Below are 21911 nucleotides of genomic sequence, written 5' to 3'. Positions count from 1 at the left end.
GACTGCGTTCCTTCAATCAAAGCTTCAACCAAAAACATAAGAGCGATGGATGAATCCCATGCGGTTTGGGATTCGATATAGGCGCGGAAGGTGTGTTTGGCGTAACGCGATGCAGGCGATCCCCATTCGTCAGTCAGCAGAATGATCTCGACATCCTTTTCACTCGCAAGCTCTGCAAATTTCAAAATGTCGTGCTCGTATCTGCGGATATCGAAGATCACCAGCGTGTCGCCAGCTTTCATATTCAGAAGATAGTGAGGCCATGTGTTTGCATTGGATGCTATGGCTGTTACGTTGCCACGAATGACCTGCATATGGGTGAAGAAGTAGTCAGCCAAAGCGCGTGTAATACGTCCGCCCATAATGTGCAGAGGACGGTCAGTGGCTGCCAAAATTATGAGCGCTTCATCAAATCCGTGCGGATCAACTTGTCCTAAAGTCTGTTGAAGGTTGTCCATTGCAGAGGCGGCGAAGCGATTGAGAATGTGCGTCGGCGGCGCATCTGCGGCCCATTTATCCCGCTTGGTGATTGGGTTAGAGATGGTCTCTTCCAACTCGGCTCGTAGCGCTGCTTGCATCTGCGAAAAACCGGTGAAGCCGAGTTTGCGAGCAAGGCGTACTACAGTAGGCGTTGATACCCCTGAGGCAGTTGCGACCTCGGCAATCGTTCCCAATCCGCTCATTGGGTAGTTTTCCAACAATGAATTAGCCAGTTGTCGCTCGGCTCGGGTGAGGGCGTCAAACTGTGCCTTCAAGCGTTCTTGTACGCGGGGCTGTTCCGACTGACGCTCGTTCACCTTTAGAATCTCCATAAGGGTAATTGCCTAGATTTTGCTCTTTGTGTAATATCCGTTACAGAATATGATTGTCACTAATAAAAATTACAGAAACGGGCAATGCGGATTATAACGAGCAATTAGAGGGGCGCCCGCGTTTTTGCTGGCATAAAACCTGATGGAATTTGAGGGGGCGACTGTCGGGATTACGAATCCTGAAGGACAGTCAGAAATTGTTCTGGTGTGTGAGCATGCATCTTCGCACATACCGCCGGAATACAAAGATTTGGGCCTAGGCAGCGAAGCGCGGCTAAGTCACATCGCTTGGGATCCGGGCGCGCGGCTTCTTGCTGAGCGCTTGAGTGCGCTACTTGATGCGACGTTGATAACGCAGGAGGCCTCACGCCTTTTGTACGACTGCAACCGTCCGCCTGAAGACGCAACTGCAGTGCCTGCCACTAGTGAAATCTTCGCGGTTCCCGGAAATGCGGAGTTAAGTGAAGAGGCTCGGGCTGAACGTGTTACGCATTTTTATGAGCCGTTCCGTGATGGGCTGCGCCAACTCGTTCGCGGGCGTTTGGCAGATAGCCGTACGCCAATCATCGTGACCATCCATAGCTTTACACCGGTTTACAAAGGTGAGCCACGCAGTGTCGAGGTTGGTGTGCTGCATGATCGCGATAGCCGCTTGGCTGATCGGATGTTGGAGTTGGCTGAAGGAACACCTGATTACGATGTTCAGCGAAACGAGCCTTACGGTCCCCAGCACGGCGTGACTCATACGCTAAAAGCGCATGCGCTTCCTTTTGGGCTTCTCAACGTGATGATTGAGGTTCGTAACGACCTCATCGCGGATGAGGGCGGGGTGGAACGGGCGGCGCAGTTCTTGGCTGAAAACATTAAAGCGGCTTTGGCCGTTTCACCTGCGGAGGGATAGGGCATGCCTTCAGCAATCAGGAAATTTGTAAATGGCGTGGACTGGATCAACCGCATGGTTGGGTATCTGGCCATGTATCTCATCTTCGCGATGATGGGCATTTTGCTCTACGCCTCATTTAACAAGGCGTTCTTCCTTCCGCCGCTTTGGTCTTTGGAAATGGCGCAGTTCTTTATGACTGCCTACTACCTGCTCGGCGGGCCGTACTCCATGCAGCAGAATGGCCATGTACGGATGGATTTGTTCTATGGAGAATGGCGACCGCGCACGAAAGCGATTGTCGATAGCTTCACAATTCTGCTGCTGTTCTTCTATCTCGTTATGTTGCTGGTGGGCGGTATTTCAAGCGTTGAATACGCGCTGAAATACGGTGAGGAGAGCTATTCGGCATGGGCACCGAAAATGGCTCCGATCAAGATCATTATGTGCATCGGCATTGTTTTGATGCTGCTGCAAACCCTCGCCACTTTCTTCAAAAATATTTATGCCGCCTTTGGGGAGCCAGCCCATGAGCTATGAGCTGATCGCTGTTCTTATGTTCTCGTCAATGATGTTGATGTTGTTGACGGGACAACGGGTTTTTGCCGCCATTGGTGGTGTTGCGGTTATCGCAGCGCTGTTTATGTGGGGCGAGGGCGGCTCTGAAATGGCCTTTAGTGCGGCCATGAAACTAATGAAGTGGTATCCGCTTCTCACGCTGCCTCTGTTTATCTTCATGGGCTACATGCTCTCGGAATCCGGTATTGCGGAAGACCTATACCGTATGTTCCACGTCTGGATGGGCGGGCTAAATGGAGGTTTGGCCATAGGCACGGTAGGCCTTATGGTAATGGTTTCCGCCATGAACGGTCTCAGCGTTGCAGGTATGGCGATTGGTGCCACCATTGCACTGCCGGAACTGTTGCGCCGTGGCTATGACAAAGTGATGGTCACAGGCGTCATTCAGGCCGGTAGTTCCCTTGGTATTCTGGTGCCGCCAAGTGTGGTTCTGGTGCTTTACGGCATGATCGCTCGCCAGCCGGTTGGCAAGCTATGGCTTGCGGGTGTGTTTCCGGGCCTTTTGCTGGCTGGTTTGTTCATTGCCTACATCGTTATTCGCTGTCGCTTGCAGCCTCAAATGGGGCCGTCCCTTTCCGAGGAAGAGCGCGAAGAAATTACGTGGGCCGAGAAGATAAGCCTTCTTAGAGCTGGCATTCTGCCGCTACTGATCTTCTTTTCCATGACTGGCTTGTTCCTGATGGGTGTAACCAGCTTGGTGGAAAGTTCGGCCGTTGGTGCTCTTGCCGCCACCATTGCTGCGGCGATCAAAGGACGCCTGAACTTCAAGCTCATTCATACGACTGCGGAAAAAACGCTGACGATCTCCTGCATGTTCATGTGGATCATCCTTGCAGCGCTTTGCTTTGGTGCGGTGTTTGATGGTCTTGGCGCAGTGCGTGCGATTGAAGGTCTATTCGTTCAGGATCTTGGCCTTAGCCCTTGGGAAATTCTGCTTCTCATGCAGCTCACCTACATCATCATGGGCATGTTCCTTGATGACACCGCAATGCTGGTGATTGTGGCACCGCTTTATGTGCCGCTGGTGAAGGTGCTTGGCTTTGACCTTGTCTGGTACGGCGTCCTTTACACGATCACCTGTCAGATCGCCTACATGACACCGCCGTTCGGCTACAACCTCTTCCTCATGCGCGCCATGGCTCCGCCGGAAGTGTCTTTGAAAGACATTTACCGCTCCATCTGGCCGTTTGTGATGCTGATGGTGTTTGGTCTTGGCCTTGTGACTGCGTTCCCGCAGATCGCGCTCTGGCTACCTGAGCTTTACTACGCCCGCTAATTGCAGCGGGCGCCAACCTGAATACCGGCTGGGAAACCATAAAAATCGGTGTCCCGAACAATCCCGCCGGGAGGGACTATTTCAAACCTTTCATTAGGGGATGTTTTAAATGATTAAGACGAGACGTGAGTTTCTCAAGAAGGCTGGTGTAACAACCGTTGCAGCAGCTGGCGCTACCACTCTGGCCGCTCCTGCTGTTCACGCAGCCGGTCGTCCAATCAAGTGGCGTTTGCAGACATATGCTGGTGCTCCACTGGCAGCGCATGTGATCAAGCCATCTATCGACATGTTCAACAAGGCAGCAAACGGCGAGATGGAAATCGAGCTGTACTACGCTGACCAGCTGGTTCCAACCGGTGAGTTGTTCCGTGCAATGCAGCGCGGCACCATCGATGCGGTTCAGTCTGACGATGACTCCATCGCAGCTCCAGTAGACGTTTCCGTATTCGGCGGCTACTTCCCGTTTGCTTCCCGCTACAGCCTCGACGTGCCTGTCTTGTTCGAGCACTACGGCCTGCGCGAAATCTGGGAAGAAGCATACGACGAAGTCGAGAACGTTAAGTGGCTCTCCGCTGGTTCTTGGGATCCTTGTAACTTTGTGACTGTTGACCCGATCCGCTCTCTTGCGGACCTTAAGGGCAAGCGTATCTTTACCTTCCCGACTGCTGGTAAGTTCCTTGCACGCTTTGGCGTTGTGCCTGTCACCCTGCCTTGGGAAGACATTGAAGTTGCTATCCAGACCGGCGAGCTGGACGGTATTGCATGGGCTGGTGCGACTGAGGGTTACACCGTTGGTTGGGCAGATGTGACCAACTACTACCTCACCAACAACATCTCCGGCGCATGGGCTGGTTCCTACTTCGTGAACGAAGAGCGTTGGAACGAGCTGCCTGAGCACCTGCAGACCCTCTACAAGCTCTGCATCGACCAGTCCCACTACTACCGCCAGCACTGGTACTGGTGGGGTGAGGCGCACTACCGTACCTCCGGTGGCAAGCTGGAACTGACCACTATTCCTGAGCAGGAGTGGGCAACCATCGAAAAAGCGGCCAACGAGTTCTGGGACGAGATCGCGGAAAAAGGCGAGCGTAACGCACGCGTAGTCAAAATCCTTCGCGACTACCAGCAGACAATGAAGAACGCTGGTGCTCCTTACCGCTACGGCTAAGAAATTCGGACAATTGCGCACCCGTTCGTGGTGCTGCAAAAATACGTGTTTCTACAAAAAAGAGGAGGGCGCTCATGCCCTCCTTCCTTGATCTAAGAATTTGTTGGGGCAGGGCGTAAGCCCTCAAGAAACTAAAGAAAGAAGACGGTTCAACATGGCGGGTAAGTTGACCTTTGACGAGCTAAGGCAGGCGGTTGCAACGGGCGAGATTGACACAGTCATTGCTGCTCAGGTTGATATGCAGGGCCGTTTGATGGGCAAGCGCTTTCAGGCAGAGTACTTTGTAGAAAGCGCGTGGGAGGAGACCCATAGCTGTAACTACCTTCAGGCGACCGATATGGAGATGTCGACTGTAGATGGCTACAAGGCGACCAGCTGGTCTTCCGGTTATGGTGATTACACCATGAAGCCAGACCTTAGCACCATGCGCAGAGTTCCTTGGCTTGAAGGTACAGCTCTTGTTCTTTGTGATGTTGAAGATCACAGTACTCACGAAGCTGTTGCCCATTCGCCGCGTGCTGTGTTGAAGCGCCAGATCGCCCGCCTTGAAGCAATGGGCATGAAACCGTTTATGGCCAGCGAGCTTGAGTTCTTCCTTTTCAAGGAGAGCTATGAGCAGGCGCAGGCACAGGCGCACAACAACCTGTCTCCGGTTTCTGCCTATAACGAGGATTACCACATCTTCCAGACAACCAAGGAAGAAGTGGTTATGCGCGCGCTGCGCAACGGTTTGCAGGGTGCAGGTATCACCGTCGAGAACTCCAAGGGTGAGGCCGACGCTGGTCAGGAAGAAATCAACGTTCGTTATTCTGACGCGCTGACAATGGCGGATAATCACGTCATTATCAAAAACGCGACCAAAGAGATTGCGTGGCAGAAGGGCTATGCAGCAAGCTTCATGGCAAAGTGGAGTGATCGCGCTGCCGGGAGTTCCTCCCACATCCATCAGTCGCTGTGGTCAGGCAGTGGTGAGCCGCTGTTTTACGATGCCGATGATCGCTATGGCATGTCCAAGCTCATGAAGCACTACATGGCCGGTCTTTTGACCCACGCGAGCGACATCACCTACTTCCTTGCGCCAAACATCAATTCTTACAAGCGTTTTGCGGAAGGCACCTTTGCGCCAACCAAGGCGATCTGGTCCAAGGATAATCGCACGGCCGGTTACCGCGTTTGTGGTGACCGCACAAAGGCCGTTCGTGTCGAGTGCCGCGTTGGCGGCGCTGACCTCAACCCATACCTTGCAATGGCAGCACTTCTTGCAGCCGGCATCGACGGTATCGAGCGTGAGCTAACCCTTGAAGACGAGTTTGTGGGTGATGCTTATGGCGGCGGCGACATTCGCGAAGTGCCTAACACCCTTCGCTCTGCCGCTCGCTTGCTAGATCGCTCTTCCATGCTGCGCTCTGCAATGGGTGATGATGTGGTTGAGCATTACGTTCATGCTGCCAACTTCGAGCAGTCTGAATACGACCGAGCCGTGACCGACTGGGAGCGTCGTCGCGGTTTCGAGCGTTCATAAGAAGAAAATCTCTATTCCCAATAGGGCCTGCGCCGCAGGTCCTCTCCTTTTTCAGGTGAAACTATGAGTAGTGTTTTGAAGTGTATTTCGCCGATCGACGGCAGCGTTTTTGCAGAGCGCACCGTTGCATCGATGGAAGAGGCTAAGGCTGCCGTTAAAAAGGCACGCGCTGCACAAAAGGCATGGGCACGACGCCCACTTGCCGAACGTATCGAGCTTGTTCAGGCTGGCGTTGAGCGCGTTGGCGCGATGAACGACGATATCGTTCCTGAAATCGCCCGCATGATGGGCCGTCCTGTCCGCTATGGCGGCGAGTTTGGCGGCTTTAAACAGCGTGCGGATTACATGGCGTCTATCGCTGAAGAGTCCCTTGCTCCGTTCGTCGTTGAAAACAGCGATGCCTTCGAGCGCCGCATCCACCGCGTTCCTCACGGTCTGGTTCTGGTTATTGCGCCATGGAACTACCCGTACATGACTGCGATCAACACTGTTGCGCCTGCGCTGATTGCCGGTAATGCGGTAATCATCAAGCACGCTACCCAGACACTCGTTGTTGGCGAGCGCATGGTGAAAGCGTTTGTTGAAGCTGGCGTTCCTGAAGAAATCTTCCAGAACCTCTTCCTTGACCATCAGACTACATCCGCTCTGATTGAAGGCAACAACTTCGACTTCGTGAACTTCACCGGTTCTGTTGGTGGTGGCCGCGCTATTGAGCGTGCGGCTGCTGGTACTTTCACAGGCGTGGGTCTTGAGCTTGGCGGTAAAGACCCTGGCTACGTGATGGAAGACGCTGACGTTGATGCGGCTGCCGATACACTCGTTGACGGCGCTATGTTCAACTCCGGCCAGTGCTGCTGCGGTATTGAGCGCGTTTACGTTCACCGCTCTGTTTATGATGCGTTTGTCGAAAAGGCTGTTGCTATCGTTTCCGGTTACAAGCTGGGTAACCCGCTTGATGAAGAAACCACCATCGGCCCTATGGCGAACCAACGCTTTGCAGATGAAGTTCGTGCACAGGTGGCAGAGGCAGTAGAGCAGGGCGCAACTGCGCTTATCGACCCTGCGCTGTTCCCAGCGGACAATGGCGGCACCTATGTGATGCCGCAGATCCTCACCAATGTAACGCATGACATGCGCGTTATGCAGGATGAGAGCTTTGGTCCGATCTTCGGTATCATTCCGGTTGATAGCGACGAGGAAGCTATCGAGTTGATGAACGACAGTGTGTTTGGTTTGACTGCATCTTTGTGGACCAAAGACCCAGAGCGTGCTGCTCGTGTGGGAGAGCAGATTGAAACCGGCACCGTGTTTATGAACCGTGCTGACTACCTTGATCCGGCTCTGTGCTGGACCGGCTGCAAAGACACAGGCCGCGGCGGCGCTCTTTCTGTCATCGGTTTCCATAACCTGACCCGTCCGCAGTCCTTCCACTTCAAGAAAGCATAAGAAATGACGACTACTGCAAACTGGAGCTATCCGACACCGATCCGCTTTGGCGCAGGTCGCATTAAGGAGCTGCCGGAAGCGTGTGCGGCTGCGGGCATTAAGCGCCCGCTGCTGGTGACAGATCGTGGCCTTGGTCCACTGCCGGTAACCCAGCAGACGCTGGACATTCTTGAAGCTGCTGGCCTTGGCCGCGCAATGTTCTGCGAGGTTGATCCTAACCCAACTGACGTTAATCTTGACGCTGGTGTTGCTGCTTTTAAAGCAGGTGACCATGATGGTGTGATTGCATTTGGCGGCGGCTCAGGTCTCGACCTTGCTAAGCTGATTGCCTTCCAAGCCGGTCAAACCCGCCCTGTATGGGATTTCGAGGATATTGGCGACTGGTGGACCCGCGCCAACGCTGATGCGATCTGTCCTAACATTGCGGTGCCGACCACAGCTGGTACTGGTTCTGAAGTAGGCCGTGCAGGTGTTCTCACCAACTCCGAGACCCACGTTAAGAAGATCATCTTCCATCCGAAGATGCTTCCTTCTCAGGTCATTTGTGATCCTGAACTCACTGTGGGTATGCCGCAGATGATTACGGTTGGCACTGGTCTCGATGCGTTCATTCACTCGCTAGAGGCTTACTGCTCGCCGTTCTATCACCCGATGTCTCAGGGTATTGCGATTGAGGGCATGCGCTTGGTGCTCGAAAACCTTCCAAAGGTTGTTGCGAACCCGAACGACATTGAAGCGCGCGGTCATATGATGAGTGCAGCAGCGATGGGTGCTGTGGCTTTCCAGAAAGGTCTTGGCGGTATGCATGCGCTCTCTCATCCGGTCGGTGCCGTTTATAACACCCACCACGGTATGACGAACGCTGTTGTTATGCCTGCTGTACTTCGCTTCAACCGCGCAGCTATTGAGGAGCGCATCGAGAAGCTCTCTGCCTATCTCGGTATCGAAGGCGGTTTTGATGGCTTCTACGCAGCGGTGACCGGCCTTTGCAAGGAACTGGGTGTTCCTGAAAAGCTGAGTGCGCTTGGCGTGGATACGGAGAAGGTGGATCAGCTTGCCCAGATGGCTGTTGAAGACCCATCCGCAGGCGGTAACCCAGTTGAGCTAACTGTAGAGGCTGCAAAAGCTCTCTATCTGGAAACCATCTAGTTTCTGGCAGTTCAGTGATGCGTTCTTAAGATGGCGGGCTTCGGCTCGCCATTTTTCATTTATTTTTTTGTAAGAACGAGGCCAAACGCAAAAAATAACGCTATCCGTTAGGATGCGTTTGTCGAAGCGTGCAATTTTTGAAGAAGAGAATGGCACGCCCAAGGGGAATCGAACCCCTGTTTCCGCCGTGAAAGGGCGGCGTCCTAACCGCTAGACGATGGGCGCGCATTGTTCCAAGGCTATGATCTTTCAGCGACTTAGTCGCCGTCAGCGCCTCGGTGAAGCGGCTTATAGGGGCATTCTTGAAACCGTGCAATAGGGAAAATGCATTTTTCACAGCGCCGCGGAACTTTTTTCAAAAATGCATGGAAGTCGCTGGAAAATCGGGCAGTTAGGCGCTGGACGATAGGGGAAGAATGTTGTCCGCAGCAAAGTGGTTTCGAGGCTTGCCTCGGCTACGTTTCTCTCGTCCGCAATGCTGACTGAAGCAGGAGCTTAAACGCAAAAAATAACGCTATCCGTTAGGATGCGTTTGTCGAAGCGTGCAATTTTTGAAGAAGAGAATGGCACGCCCAAGGGGAATCGAACCCCTGTTTCCGCCGTGAAAGGGCGGCGTCCTAACCGCTAGACGATGGGCGCGCATTGTTCCAAGGCTATGATCTTTCAGCGACTTAGTCGCCGTCAGCGCCTCGGTGAAGCGGCTTATATGGGCATTCTTGAAACCGCGCAAGAGGAATTTTAAGAATTTTAACAGCTCCAAACTTTACGGGCCATTTTTAGCGGTTCGGGTGTGGAGAAAATGGTCACTCCACACCCGATTGTTGTTACCAGCTGCCAGTGTTTGGCATGGAAGCCCAAGGCTCCTGAGGTTCCTTTGCGCCGCCTTTTTGGAGCAGTTCGATAGAGATGCCATCAGGGGAGCGAACAAAAGCCATGCGGCCGCAGCGCGGCGGGCGGTTGATGACAACGCCTGCGTTCTGAAGGCTCTCACACAGACCGTAGATGTCGTCTACCTCATAGGCGAGGTGACCAAAGTTACGGCCGCCCTCATAGTCTTCTGGATCCCAGTTATAGGTGAGTTCCAGAGCAGGGGCGGAGCCTGCCTTTACAGCTTCTACGTCCTCAGCAGCTGCAAGGAATACGAGCGTAAAGCGGCCTTGCTCACTCTCATGGCGGCGCACTTCCTGCAGGCCAAATTTGTTGCAATAGAAATCGAGGGATTCATCAAGATCTTTAACGCGAACCATTGTGTGGAGATATCGCATGGGGCCTCCTCCGGCATTTAACAATAAAACAGGGGCGCATCTTTTCTTGAATTGCCCTTGGCCGCAAGTGGCCTGCCAGCTCTTTTTACGACAAACGATACAACTGCATGTTGTCCTGCTTCGCCTGACGTTTGGGCGTCATGATGCTGGATAATTGGAGACGTAAGGTCACCCTAGTAAAGATGGAGAGGGTTCAAAGTGCTTATATTGTTGTTTGGAGATCTTAAAACATACTGGATGTTGCGTCTTTAATAGTGCCGTGAAGGAAATGAGTGGGGGATGAATTAAGATTTTTTTAAGTTTCAACTGGAGGGCGAGTGGGGTCCTGATATTCTGCTTTTACGGAATCAATTGAAAGTTTTGTGAGGTCAGAACTTCAGCGGTTTCTAAGCGGCGAGTGAATACGGGGCATTTCTCATGGTTGTTAAAACGGCGCCAGAGCTGTTTCCTGTTGAGGATCTGGCAGATGACGTTTCTATGGACGTTCTCGAAATTGCGGGAACGATCAAATGGTTTGACATCGGCAAGGGCTTTGGCTTCATCGAACCTGAAAATGGCATGCCAGACGTGCTTTTGCATGTTACGTGCCTTCGCAGGGACGGCTATCAGACGGCCTATGAGGGGGCTCGGGTTGTCTGTGAGGTTTTGAACAGACCAAGGGGCTTACAGGCGCTCCGCATTCTCTCGATGGACGAGTCCAGCGCCGTTCATCCTTCCCAGCTTCCGCCATCGCGCACCCATGTGCAGGTCGTTCCTGAAGGTGGCTTTGAAGAGGCAGAAGTAAAGTGGTTCAACCGTGTTAAAGGCTTCGGGTTCCTGACGCGCGGTGAAGGCACTGAAGACATTTTCATCCATATGGAGACTTTGCGTCGCTTTGGCATTACCGAGCTACGCCCTGGCCAGCGGGTTATGGTTCGCTTTGGCAATGGTCCTAAAGGGAAAATGGCTGCAGAGGTGCGCCCGCTCGGTGGTGGTACTCATATCCCTTCCTCCCACTAGAAAGACTGTGGGCCACATCTTGCAGTTTTGAAGAACCTGTGTAGGGTTCTTCCCGTTGAGTTAGGGAACGGGAAATGTGAGATGCGGTATGTGCTCGGTCTACTGGCCATTTTAGCAGTTGGCTTATTGCCGCAGTATTTTGCTGTTGCGGATACTTTACCCATCGGACATGTCGATATTCAGCGCAGTGGCGGGACCTCTTCCTTCACAGTCGAGATTGCGGAAGATCGCGATAGCCGCGCCCAAGGCCTAATGCACCGCGAAGAGATGGCCGCTGATCACGGGATGCTGTTCGTGTTTGATTTGCCTTCCGAGCAGGTCTTCTGGATGAAGAATACGCCGCTTTCTTTGGACATTATTTTTATCTCTAAAGACCAGCGTATCATTCATATCGCGGAGAACACTACGCCGTTTTCTCTTGACGCTATCCCGTCTCACGGTAAGGCGCTTTATGTGCTGGAAGTGCTTGGCGGAACTGCTGAAAAGCTTGGTATATCAAAAGGCGACAGTGTTACGATCCGCCGATAAAAAAGAGCGCGCAGATGCTCCACACGCTCTTGCCGTTTAACTGTGCCTTGCCGCTGTTAAAGCGAATTGCGCAGAGAGAGTTTCTTTTCCCAGTTTAGCGCATGTTCAACGATCTTAGGCAGATTGTTGTATTCAGGCTTCCAGTCCAGCTCCGCGAGAATGCGCGTGTTTTGCGCTACAACCTTAGGGCTGTCACCGGCACGGCGAGGCTCTTCGCGGACCTCAAAATCAACGCCAGAGACCGCTTTAACAGCGTCGATTACCTGACGAACGGAGTATCCATCGCTGTAGCCAGCGTTCATGACAATGCTACCAGCACCGGTGCGCAGACGTTTTAGAGCGAGGTAGTGAGCGCTTGCTAGGTCCCAAACGTGGATGTAGTCGCGCAGGCCGGTTCCGTCCGGTGTGTCAAAGTCGGTACCAAAGATGCCAAGGTGACCGCGCTTACCAAGTGCTGCTTCACAGGCGACCTTGATGAGGTGCGTTGCGTTCTTGGTGGACTGGCCTGTTCTGCCCTTCGGGTCCGCGCCAGCCACGTTGAAATAACGCAAAGCTGTGTAGCGGAAGTTATGGGCGTTGGAGACGTCCGAAAGCATCAACTCTGTCATCAGCTTGGATGTGCCATACGGAGACAGTGGTTTGAGCGGCGCATTTTCGTCTACCGGTACAACTTCAGGATCGCCATAAACGGCTGCGGTAGACGAGAAGATGAACTTGTCAACGCCTGCGGTAACGCACGCCTCAATGAGGCTGCGCGACTTGGCAGTGTTGTTGAGATAGTACTTGAGTGGGTTTTCGACGGACTCTGGCACGATGATGGAGCCAGCGAAGTGAATGACTGCATCCACATCGTTTTCTTTGAAAATCTGCGCCAGAAGTTCCTGATCGCCAACATCGCCTTCGTAAACTTTTGCGCTGTCAGGAAGTGCCCATTGGAAGCCAGTGCTGAAGTCGTCGATGACCAAAAGGTCTTCGCCAGCTTCTTCCAAAAGCCAGCACATGTGACTGCCAATGTATCCTGCACCACCTGTTACCAGAACCGCCATAACTCGTCTCTTTCCCAGTGAAGCCTGCGTGGGCTTGTTTAATTTTCGTCTTTTGCCAGATTCGAGTGCTGTTTTACCGACTGAGCCTCGATGAAGACCCTTTTAACAAGGGGATGCTTATCCTTGATGATGGATTCAAGGGAAAAGATGGTTTCTTCCACCGCTCCGGCTGTCAATGCGTCCTCAAAGTCAAGGGAAACAGCCACAAGAATGTCGTTGGGGCCAATGTGAAGTGTGCGCACTTCATTGACGTTTGCGACCACTGAAGGGGCTGCCAGTACCTTTTTGAGCTGCTCTACCAACTCTGGAGAGGCGGACTCTCCAATCAAAAGACCTTTGGTCTCGTAAGCTAGCGCGACCGCAGTTAAGGCAAGAATAACACCGATGAGAACGGATGCTGCGCCGTCCAGCCATGGCAGTCCAAGGTACTGGACGCCTAAAAGGCCCGCGAACGCAACAATTAGGCCGAGCATGGCAGCGGTATCTTCAAAAAGCACTGTAAAAACAGTGGGGTCTTTGGAATCTCGTACAGCGCTTACAAATGACCGTCTGCCTTTCTGGCGCATGAATTCACGGTAGGCGACCATCCACGCCCATGCTTCGAACACCATGGCGAAACCAAGCACGATGTAGGCGATATAGGCGCTTTCCAGCGGGTGGGGGTGAAGGATCTTTTGAATGCCTTCATAGATGGAAATGCCCGCACCAACAGCAAAAATCAGAATTGCAACGACGAACGCCCAGAAATAGATTTCAGCGCCATAGCCAAAGGGGTGGCGGTCATCAGCTGGTTTCGATGCCCGCTTCATGCCATGAAGCAAGAGGCCCTGATTGCCGGTATCGACGAGGGAGTGGATGCCTTCTGAAAGCATTGCGGCGGAGCCGGTGTAGGCTGCGGCAGCAAACTTTGTAATCGCGATAAGTCCGTTTCCTGCCAGAGCTGCCAGAATGACTTTTTTGGAACCGTGTGCTGCCATCGTACCCCTCATGCAATGTTAGCGCGCAGGGCATAAAAATAGGCCCTATCAACAATCGTATGATGATAGGACCTAGCGTAAGTTTTTTATGGTTGCAACAATTTGCAGTATTTATATTTCAGGTTGCTATTAAGCTGCGTTGAGCTTGATGAGTTGGAATATACCGTCTGCAACAAACTGTACGGAAAGAGCTGCAAGCAAGACGCCGAAGAGGCGGGTTACGATCATCTGAGCTGTCTGTCCCATAACTTTCTCGATGCGATCTGCTGCCAGAAAAACAATAAAGCAACACAGAAGCACTGCAAAAAGTACGAGGAGCAGGGCGGTGATACCAGCTGCGCCTGGTGCTTGCTGTTGTAGCAAGATCAACGCACTGATGGTTGCGGGGCCAGAGATAAGTGGGATTGCCAGAGGAAAGACTGCGACGTGGGATAGGTCGTCGGTGCTGTCTGCGACCTTCTCTGCATTCTCCGCTTTACGCTTCTGGCGAAGCTCGAAAACCATTTCAACTGCAATGATGAAGAGCAGCAAGCCGCCGCCTACCTGAAAGGCTGGTTGGGAAATGCCCATAACCGCAAGCAGCTTTCCGCCAGCGATGAGGAACGCCAGCAAAATACCAGCCGAGATAGCAATCGCCTTGATAGCAATGCGCAAGCGCTGAGGGCCTGCCGCGCCAGCGGTTACAGCCAGAAACATCGGTGCAAGACCGATCGGATCGATGGTGACAAAAAGCATAGCGAACGCGTTGGCCACAAAGTCGGTCAGCATTGGGAAGTCTCACAAAATCGAAAGAGGGTCGGTTGGAACTAGGGGCTAACAGAACTGCCGGTTGAGAGCAAGGCGGGTCACTGCCTTGCGTTTGTTTCCTTTGAAACGGTCGGGAAGAGCGCTTACAAAGAAGTGGATAAATTGCGGTGGGTAAATCTCTTTGAGTTTTGAAGGGCCTAGCGGAAGTTATAAATTTGGAATTCCGCTTTGAATCGTATATAACAGTTTGAATTCTAAACGAGATTAATGAGAATAAATCCTTGACAGAGCAGGATACTGGCACCCCTTCTGGTGGGCTTCCAAGTGACATTCGTCCGGTCTCGATCACCGATGAAATGAAGCGCAGCTATCTCGACTACGCCATGAGCGTTATCGTTAGCCGTGCTTTGCCGGATGTTCGTGACGGTTTGAAACCCGTTCATCGTCGTATTTTGTATTCTATGTACGAGAACGGTTATGAGTGGAATAAGCCATACCGCAAATCTGCCCGTGTAGTCGGCGATGTGATGGGTAAATACCATCCCCATGGCGACAGTGCGATCTATGACGCTCTGGTTCGTATGGCGCAGGACTTCTCAATGCGTCTGCCGCTGGTAGATGGGCAGGGTAACTTCGGTTCGGTCGATGGCGACCCTGCTGCTGCAATGCGTTATACCGAGTGCCGTTTGGAGAAGGTTGCGCATACCCAGCTGTCGGACATCGATAAGAACACCGTTGATTTTCAGGAAAACTATGATGGGTCCGAGCAGGAGCCAATCGTTCTTCCTGCCCGCTATCCAAACCTTCTGGTGAATGGTGCGGGTGGTATTGCCGTTGGTATGGCAACCAATATTCCGCCTCACAATCTGGGTGAAGTGATCGACGGCACCATCGCTATGATGGAGCGTCCGGAAATCACTCTGCCAGAGCTAATGGAGATTATCCCGGGCCCGGATTTCCCGACCGGTGGTTTGATTCTCGGCCGTGCTGGCATCAAATCCGCATTTGAAACCGGCCGCGGCTCTGTCGTGATGCGCGGCAAGGTGGATGTTGAAGAGATCCGCGCTGGCCGTGAAGCTCTGATTATCTCCGAGATCCCGTATCAGGTTAACAAAGCTGCGATGATCGAGAAGATTGCCGAGTTGGTGCGTGAAAAGCGCATCGAGGGCATCTCCGATATTCGCGACGAGTCTGACCGCCGCGGTATGCGCGTTGTTATCGAGCTGAAACGTGACACTGTTCCTGAAGTTGTCCTGAACCAGCTTTACCGTTTCTCACAGCTACAGCAGTCCTTCGGCGCTAACATTGTTGCACTGAATGGTGGCCGTCCAGAACAGATGAACCTGCAGGATATGCTGCGTGCGTTCATTGCGTTCCGTGAAGAAGTGGTCAACCGCCGTACCCGTTATCTGCTTGGTAAGGCTCGTGATCGCGCCCATATCCTCGTTGGTCTGGCTGTTGCAGTTTCCAACATCGACGAAGTGATCCAGTTGATCCGCACTGCGCCGGACCCTGCGACCGCTCGCGCTCGTTTGATGGAACGTAACTGGCCTGCTGAAGACATTCTGCCTCTGTTGCAGCTTATCGACGATCCGCGCTACGCGGTGCAGGAAGATGGCACCTTCAAGCTCTCCGAAGAGCAGGCTCGTGCAATTCTTGAACTGCGCTTGCAGCGTCTTACCGCTATGGGCCGCGACGAGATCGAGGAAGAACTCGATAAACTCGCTAAGGAAATCAACGAGTATCTGGAAATTCTGCGCTCACGTGAACGCGTAATGCAGATCATCCGCACCGAGCTTGAAGAGATCAAAGCCGAATTCGCAACGCCGCGCCGCACTGAAATTACAGAAGGTGGCGGGGATCTGGATGATGAAGACCTCATCCAGCGCGAAGATATGGTGGTGACCGTATCGCACACCGGTTACATCAAGCGCGTGCCTCTTGATACCTACCGTGCGCAGCGCCGTGGTGGTAAGGGCCGTTCTGGCATGCAGACGAAGGACGAAGATTTCGTTACCCGTCTGTTTGTTGCCAACACCCATACGCCGGTACTGTTCTTCTCCTCCCGCGGTATTGCCTACAAGATGAAGGTATGGCGCTTGCCACTGTCTTCTCCGCAGGGCCGTGGTAAGGCACTCATTAATATGTTGCCTCTGGAGCCGGGCGAGCAGATCACCAGTATTCTTCCTCTTCCTGAAGATGAAGCGACTTGGGCAGATCTGGACGTAATGTTCGCGACAACTCGCGGTACCGTACGTCGTAACAAGCTCTCCGACTTCGTACAGATCAACAAGAACGGCAAGATCGCCATGAAGCTCGAAGAGGGCGATGGCATCGTAAACGTTCTGACCTGTACCGAGGATGATGACGTACTGCTCACCACCAAGGATGGTCAGTGTATCCGCTTCCAGACAACCGAGGTTCGCGTCTTCACTGGCCGTAACTCTGTTGGTGTTCGCGGTATCAACCTTGCTGATGGCGACAACGTTATCTCCATGTCCATTCTGCGCCACTTCGAGTGTAACTCCGACGAGCGCACTGCTTACATCAAGCAGTCTCGTTTGATGCGCGGCGAAGCGGAAGAAGCAGGCGAGGCATCCACTGGTGAGGGCATCTCTCAGGAACGCTATATTGAAATGAGCGCTGCTGAAGAAACCATTTTGACCATTTCCGAAAACGGCTACGGCAAGCGTACCTCGTCCTTTGAGTATCGCACCACCGGTCGTGGCGGTAAGGGTATCACTGCAATGGCCGTTAACAAGCGTAACGGCGCTCTGGTGTCTTCCTTCCGCTGTGATGAAGGCGACCAGATCATGCTGGTGACCGATGGTGGTCAGCTGATCCGTTGTCCGGTGACTGGTATCCGTATCGCGGGTCGCTCTACTCAGGGTGTGATTGTGTTCAATACCTCTGCGGACGAGCATGTTGTTGCGGTAGAGCGCATCAGCGATCCGGAAGAAGAGCAGGGCGAAGCGCTGCTTGCTGAAGGTGGAATAGGTAGCGCAGAAGCTAGCGGCGAAAGCTCTGGCGATCAGGCTACCCCTGACGCTGGTGCCGATGACAGCGAAGCATAAGCTGCTTCAAGCACGATTTTGAGATTGAGAATGCCAGCCTTCGGGCTGGCATTTTTGCGTTTTGGCCGGGCGAGTGTGGGAGCTAAACCCTGCGATTGCTTGTCAGTTGTGGCAGATAGGCATTGCACCTGTTTCAATGCCCCTTTATCCATAGATCAGAACGTTTTTTGAGGGATCAAAGGTGCATTGATGAAGCGTATTGCAGTTTATCCCGGTTCATTTGATCCGGTGACCAACGGCCATATCGACATTCTAGAGCAGGCGCTGGCGCTGGCCGATGAAGTAGTTGTTGCCATTGGCATTCACCCGGGAAAGGTGCCGCTTTTCACGTTTGAAGAGCGTGTTGAGTTGATTGACCAAGCGGTGACCGAAGAGCTTGGCGCAGAAGCTGCTGGCCGCGTTCGCACAGTCGCCTTTGATGGCCTTGTGGTGGATGCTGCACGAGATCTTGGCGCGAATGTATTGATCCGCGGCCTGCGTGACAGCACCGATTTGAACTACGAAATGCAGATGGCGGGAATGAACGGTGCAATGGCGCCCGATATCAAAACTGTGTTCCTGCCAGCATCTCCTGAAACTCGCCCTATTACTGCAACACTTGTTCGACAGATTGCCAAGATGGGCGGTCAATATGACCTGTTCGTGCCGGATTGCGTGAAGAAGGCGCTCGATAAACGCTTGGCAAGCTAACGGATATTCCCATAGAGGCAAAAAAGACTCTGGGAACTAAGGAATGAGAGCGGTTCGGCAGGTTGTTACCTCCTAGCGCTCTGAAGATGAAAGTTTCGCCGGGAAGGTGACTGCCTTCCCACTTACTCATTTAATATAAGGAAACGAGCAGTGCTTCGGACATTTAGTGCAGCGCTTCTTCTGGTCGGCAGCCTGTTGTTTGGCATGAGTGCGCAAGCAGCTGACGAAAATACCCTTTACATGGAGCTTAAAGACGGTGTGGTTGAAATTCAGCTGCGTCCTGATCTTGCGCCTCAGCATGTTGAGCGTATCAAGACCCTGACCAAGCAGGGCTTTTATGATGGCATCGTGTTCCACCGCGTAATCGACGGCTTTATGGCGCAGACCGGTGACCCGACCGGAACTGGCCGTGGTGGTTCTGACCTTGGCAACGTGAAGGCCGAGTTCTCTAACGAGACCTTCAAGCGCGGTACACTGGGTATGGCACGTGCTGCACACCCTGACAGCGCAAACTCCCAGTTCTTTATCATGTTCAATGATGGTCCATGGCTGAACGGCCAGTACACCGTATTTGGTGAAGTGGTTTCCGGCATGGAGCACGTAGACAACATCAAACGCGGCGAACCTGTTCAAAATCCGGACAAGATCGTAAAGATGTGGCTTGCGAAGTAAGTTTCAAAAGCGGTAAAGCTGGCGACTGAGCAAGAAAACAAACTCTAACCTAGGGGAAAGCCTGTGGCTGACTACAAAGACCCTGAAAACACCATCGTTCTTGAAACCACCAAGGGCGAAGTTGTCATCGAAATGCGTCCTGATCTGGCACCTAACCACGTTGCCCGCATCAAGGAACTGGTTCGTGAAGGTTTCTACAACGGCATCGTGTTCCACCGCGTAATCGATGGCTTCATGGCGCAGACCGGCTGCCCACACGGCACCGGCACCGGCGGTTCTGGCAAGAAGCTGAAGGCTGAGTTCAACGCAGAGCCACACACCCGCGGCACTTGCTCCATGGCTCGCTCTATGGACCCTAACTCCGGTGACAGCCAGTTCTTCATCTGCTTTGCAGATTGCTCTTGGCTCGACGGTCAGTACACCGTTTGGGGTAAAGTGATTTCCGGCATGGAAAACGTAGACAAGATCAAACGCGGTGAGCCAGTGGCTAACCCTGATCACATCGTGTCTGCAAAGATTGCTGCTGACCTCTAATCGGTCATTGCATTCCAATGCATTGAAAGAGGGTCCGTTCGGGCCCTCTTTTATTTTGGATGCCCATAGCTTTTCGATGGAACTTAAGAGGCTGGGCTTATTGATTGCTGGTTAGACGGGTGCCTCAAATACCGCTGAAAATCTTCTAGGTGTTGACGAGGGGCCAATCCAAAGTTAAGACCCCGTTGCCCCTGATTTGCGATTGATCCGGTGGCAATTCTGGAAAAGAAAAAGCTACTAAGCGCGAGCTGTCTGCCGCTGCTAGGCTTTGAGATTGAAGGCTTTTCATGCGCGTCGAGGAATTTAATTTTAATCTGCCTACGGAAAACATTGCCCTACGGCCCGTAGCACCGCGTGATAGTGCGCGAATGCTGGTGGTGCGCCCGAATGGTGATGAACTGCTAAGCGACAAGGGGGTTATGGACCTTGCCGATTTGCTGGAGCCGGGCGACGCGCTGGTTTTCAATGATACCAAGGTTATTCCTGCCCAGCTTTTGGGTTTTAGAACACGCGATGATGTGACCGCCAAAGTAGGCGTGACGCTGCATCAGCGTGTTGAGGCAGATGCGTGGCGCGCGTTTGTGCGTCCGGCCAAGAAGCTGAAAGTTGGCGATACCGTTCGCTTCTGCTTTAGCGCTGAAGAAGTTGAGAGCGCGACACTCTCAGCGCTGGTTGAAGAAAAGACCGAGGACGGCGACGTTCTCTTCCGTTTCAACAAGACTGCAAACGAGCTTGATACCGCTATTGCGGAAGTCGGCCATATTCCGCTACCGCCTTACATCGCTTCCAAGCGTGCTGAAGACGAGCAGGACCGCGCCGATTATCAGACCATCTATGCTCGCCATAAAGGGGCGGTGGCTGCGCCGACAGCAGGCCTTCATTTTACAGATCGTTTGTTCAAGGCGCTGGAAGAACGAGGCATCGAGAAGCACTTCGTAACGCTTCACGTTGGCGCTGGTACCTTCCTGCCAGTGAAGGCAGACAATACTGATGACCACAAGATGCACCATGAGTGGGGTGAGATCAGCGAAGAAACAGCCGCAGCGCTGAACGCTGTTCGTGCACGCGGCAACAAGGTTGTCAGCGTTGGTACGACCTCTTTGAGAATTCTTGAAACATCGGCGAGTGAAGATCGCATCATTCATCCGATCTCCAAATCTACCGATATCTTCATTACACCGGGTTATAAATTCCGCGCTGTTGATGCCTTGATGACAAACTTCCACCTGCCAAAATCGACGCTCTTTATGCTTGTGAGCGCGTTTGCTGGTATGGAAGAGATGAAACAGGCTTATTCATACGCCATTGAAACCGGTTACCGTTTTTACAGTTACGGCGACAGTTCGCTGCTGTTCCCAAAGGATGCTGAATAATGAGCGAAAAGAAACCATTTTCCTTTGAGCTGAAAACCACCGATGGCATGGCTCGTCGCGGTGAAATCACCACGCCTCATGGCACTGTACAGACACCGGCCTTTATGCCGGTTGGTACGCAGGCGACCGTGAAGGCTATGTATCCGGGTCAGGTTCGTGAGCTGGGTGCTGATGTTGTTCTTGGCAACACCTATCACCTGATGCTGCGCCCGACTGCAGAGCGCGTTGCCAAGCTGGGCGGTCTGCACAAATTCATGAACTGGCCGCATACTATTTTGACCGATTCCGGCGGTTTTCAGGTTATGTCTCTTGCCCAGCTTCGCAAGCTGGATGAAGAAGGCGTTACCTTCCAGTCGCACCACGACGGTTCGCGCCATCACATGTCGCCAGAGCGCTCTATCGAAATCCAGCAGTTGCTTGGTTCCGATATCCAGATGCAGCTTGACGAATGTATCGGCCTGCCGGCAGAGCGCGAGGAAGTAGAACGCGCTATGCAGCTTTCCCTTCGTTGGGCTGAGCGTTCTCGCAAGCAGTTCGAAAAAATGGGCGGCGTCGAACGCGGGCAGGGCCTTTACGGTATTGTTCAGGGCGGCGATGTGCCTGATCTTCGTATTCAGTCCGCTGAAGAGCTGGGCAAAATGCCGTTTGAGGGTTATTCCGTTGGTGGTCTAGCCGTTGGTGAGCCGCAGGCTGTTATGCTGAAGATGCTGGAAGTCACGACGCCTGTGATGCCAAAGGACAAGCCTCGTTACCTCATGGGTGTTGGCACTCCTGAAGATATGCTGGAAAGTGTTGCACGTGGTATCGACCAGTTCGACTGTGTTATGCCAACCCGCGCTGGCCGTCACGGTCTTGCCTATACCCGATATGGCAAAGTGAACCTGAAAAACGCTCGTCACTCTGAAGACCCGCGTCCGCTGGACGAGACCGCAGATTGTCCTGCGACCCGCGATTACTCCCGTGCGTACCTCCATCACCTCGTTCGCGTGAACGAAGGCCTTGCTGGCATGTTGCTGACTTGGAACAACCTTGCGTACTACCAGACCTTGATGCGTGAAATTCGTCAAGCGATTGAAGAGCACCGTTTTGAAGAATTCCGCGCTAAAACCAAGGAAGATTGGGCACGCGGCGATGTCGCGCCATACGTTTGGTCGTAACTTCCCTTTTTAGTGCT

General features: G+C 53.0%; 20 protein-coding genes and 2 tRNA genes. 15 read left to right on the top strand and 7 right to left on the bottom strand.

All coding sequences use genetic code 11. The features are described 5' to 3' along the window. A partial coding sequence (locus E1162_RS10055; protein ID WP_155130416.1) for a MurR/RpiR family transcriptional regulator occupies window positions 1–812 on the bottom strand: 812 nt, incomplete at its 3' end. Window positions 813–954: 142 nt separating this feature from the next. On the opposite strand from E1162_RS10055, the gene E1162_RS10050 reads away from it, so the two are divergent. The 7 genes from E1162_RS10050 to E1162_RS10020 all read left to right on the top strand — a co-directional run bounded on the left by E1162_RS10050 (window position 955) and on the right by E1162_RS10020 (window position 8832). Next, on the top strand, window positions 955–1713 hold the full coding sequence (locus E1162_RS10050) for an N-formylglutamate amidohydrolase (RefSeq protein ID WP_155130267.1): 759 nt from the start codon (window positions 955–957) through the stop codon (window positions 1711–1713). A 3-nt stretch (window positions 1714–1716) separates the two neighbouring features. After that, the gene (locus tag E1162_RS10045; protein WP_155130265.1) at window positions 1717–2232 is read left to right on the top strand and encodes a TRAP transporter small permease subunit; all 516 of its coding nucleotides are present in this window, start codon (window positions 1717–1719) and stop codon (window positions 2230–2232) included. Then, on the top strand, window positions 2222–3547 hold the full coding sequence (locus E1162_RS10040; protein ID WP_155130263.1) for a TRAP transporter large permease: 1326 nt from the start codon (window positions 2222–2224) through the stop codon (window positions 3545–3547). Before E1162_RS10045 ends, E1162_RS10040 begins: the two co-directional genes overlap by 11 nt. A 109-nt stretch (window positions 3548–3656) precedes the next feature. Further along, window positions 3657–4715, top strand: a complete 1059-nt coding sequence (locus E1162_RS10035; protein WP_155130261.1) for a TRAP transporter substrate-binding protein — start codon at window positions 3657–3659, stop codon at window positions 4713–4715. Between the two features lie 154 nt (window positions 4716–4869). Continuing rightward, window positions 4870–6237 (top strand): glutamine synthetase family protein, encoded by a 1368-nt coding sequence (locus E1162_RS10030; protein ID WP_155130259.1) that lies wholly within the window; start codon window positions 4870–4872, stop codon window positions 6235–6237. 63 nt (window positions 6238–6300) lie between these two features. Then, the gene (locus tag E1162_RS10025) at window positions 6301–7683 is read left to right on the top strand and encodes an aldehyde dehydrogenase family protein (RefSeq protein ID WP_155130257.1); all 1383 of its coding nucleotides are present in this window, start codon (window positions 6301–6303) and stop codon (window positions 7681–7683) included. Between the two features lie 3 nt (window positions 7684–7686). Next, window positions 7687–8832 (top strand): iron-containing alcohol dehydrogenase, encoded by a 1146-nt coding sequence (locus tag E1162_RS10020; protein ID WP_155130255.1) that lies wholly within the window; start codon window positions 7687–7689, stop codon window positions 8830–8832. A gap of 150 nt (window positions 8833–8982) precedes the next feature. On the opposite strand, the gene E1162_RS10015 is transcribed toward E1162_RS10020, so the two are convergent. The 3 genes from E1162_RS10015 to E1162_RS10005 form a co-directional block, all read right to left on the bottom strand. Then, window positions 8983–9057: transfer RNA gene (locus E1162_RS10015), tRNA-Glu, on the bottom strand. Between the two features lie 339 nt (window positions 9058–9396). Next, window positions 9397–9471, bottom strand: a tRNA-Glu gene (locus E1162_RS10010). A gap of 185 nt (window positions 9472–9656) precedes the next feature. Next, window positions 9657–10097: a VOC family protein gene (locus E1162_RS10005; protein ID WP_155130253.1), complete on the bottom strand. Its 441-nt coding sequence runs from the start codon at window positions 10095–10097 to the stop codon at window positions 9657–9659. Window positions 10098–10514: 417 nt separating this feature from the next. On the opposite strand from E1162_RS10005, the gene E1162_RS10000 reads away from it, so the two are divergent. After that, window positions 10515–11096, top strand: coding sequence for a cold-shock protein (locus tag E1162_RS10000; protein WP_155130251.1), 582 nt, complete (start codon window positions 10515–10517; stop codon window positions 11094–11096). An 81-nt stretch (window positions 11097–11177) separates the two neighbouring features. Further along, window positions 11178–11624 (top strand): DUF192 domain-containing protein, encoded by a 447-nt coding sequence (locus tag E1162_RS09995; protein ID WP_155130249.1) that lies wholly within the window; start codon window positions 11178–11180, stop codon window positions 11622–11624. A gap of 56 nt (window positions 11625–11680) precedes the next feature. Here the strand turns inward: E1162_RS09995 and galE are convergent, their stop codons facing one another. The 3 genes from galE to E1162_RS09980 all read right to left on the bottom strand — a co-directional run bounded on the left by galE (window position 11681) and on the right by E1162_RS09980 (window position 14415). Further along, window positions 11681–12670, bottom strand: a complete 990-nt coding sequence (galE, locus tag E1162_RS09990) for a UDP-glucose 4-epimerase GalE (protein ID WP_155130247.1) — start codon at window positions 12668–12670, stop codon at window positions 11681–11683. A 38-nt stretch (window positions 12671–12708) separates the two neighbouring features. Then, window positions 12709–13647, bottom strand: a complete 939-nt coding sequence (locus E1162_RS09985; RefSeq protein WP_155130245.1) for a cation diffusion facilitator family transporter — start codon at window positions 13645–13647, stop codon at window positions 12709–12711. Window positions 13648–13776: 129 nt separating this feature from the next. Next, the gene (locus E1162_RS09980) at window positions 13777–14415 is read right to left on the bottom strand and encodes a MarC family protein (RefSeq protein WP_155130243.1); all 639 of its coding nucleotides are present in this window, start codon (window positions 14413–14415) and stop codon (window positions 13777–13779) included. 335 nt (window positions 14416–14750) lie between these two features. On the opposite strand from E1162_RS09980, the gene gyrA reads away from it, so the two are divergent. The 6 genes from gyrA to tgt all read left to right on the top strand — a co-directional run bounded on the left by gyrA (window position 14751) and on the right by tgt (window position 21894). Next, window positions 14751–17468 (top strand): DNA gyrase subunit A, encoded by a 2718-nt coding sequence (gene gyrA, locus E1162_RS09975; RefSeq protein ID WP_371311895.1) that lies wholly within the window; start codon window positions 14751–14753, stop codon window positions 17466–17468. A gap of 189 nt (window positions 17469–17657) precedes the next feature. Then, a complete protein-coding gene (gene coaD / locus E1162_RS09970; RefSeq protein WP_155130239.1) occupies window positions 17658–18158 on the top strand; it encodes a pantetheine-phosphate adenylyltransferase in 501 nt (166 codons plus the stop codon). A gap of 204 nt (window positions 18159–18362) precedes the next feature. Then, a complete protein-coding gene (locus E1162_RS09965) occupies window positions 18363–18830 on the top strand; it encodes a peptidylprolyl isomerase (RefSeq protein ID WP_155130414.1) in 468 nt (155 codons plus the stop codon). Between the two features lie 63 nt (window positions 18831–18893). Continuing rightward, window positions 18894–19364: a peptidylprolyl isomerase gene (locus E1162_RS09960; RefSeq protein ID WP_371311890.1), complete on the top strand. Its 471-nt coding sequence runs from the start codon at window positions 18894–18896 to the stop codon at window positions 19362–19364. 287 nt (window positions 19365–19651) lie between these two features. Continuing rightward, a complete protein-coding gene (gene queA, locus E1162_RS09955) occupies window positions 19652–20737 on the top strand; it encodes a tRNA preQ1(34) S-adenosylmethionine ribosyltransferase-isomerase QueA (RefSeq protein WP_155130237.1) in 1086 nt (361 codons plus the stop codon). Continuing rightward, a complete protein-coding gene (gene tgt / locus E1162_RS09950) occupies window positions 20737–21894 on the top strand; it encodes a tRNA guanosine(34) transglycosylase Tgt (RefSeq protein WP_155130235.1) in 1158 nt (385 codons plus the stop codon). The genes queA and tgt overlap by 1 nt, the downstream gene beginning before the upstream one ends. Window positions 21895–21911 lie beyond the last annotated feature (17 nt).

This window comes from Pseudovibrio flavus, from assembly GCF_009711345.1.
GTDB classification, from domain to species: domain Bacteria; phylum Pseudomonadota; class Alphaproteobacteria; order Rhizobiales; family Stappiaceae; genus Pseudovibrio; species Pseudovibrio flavus.
This window is presented reverse-complemented; position numbering and strand designations above follow the sequence as displayed.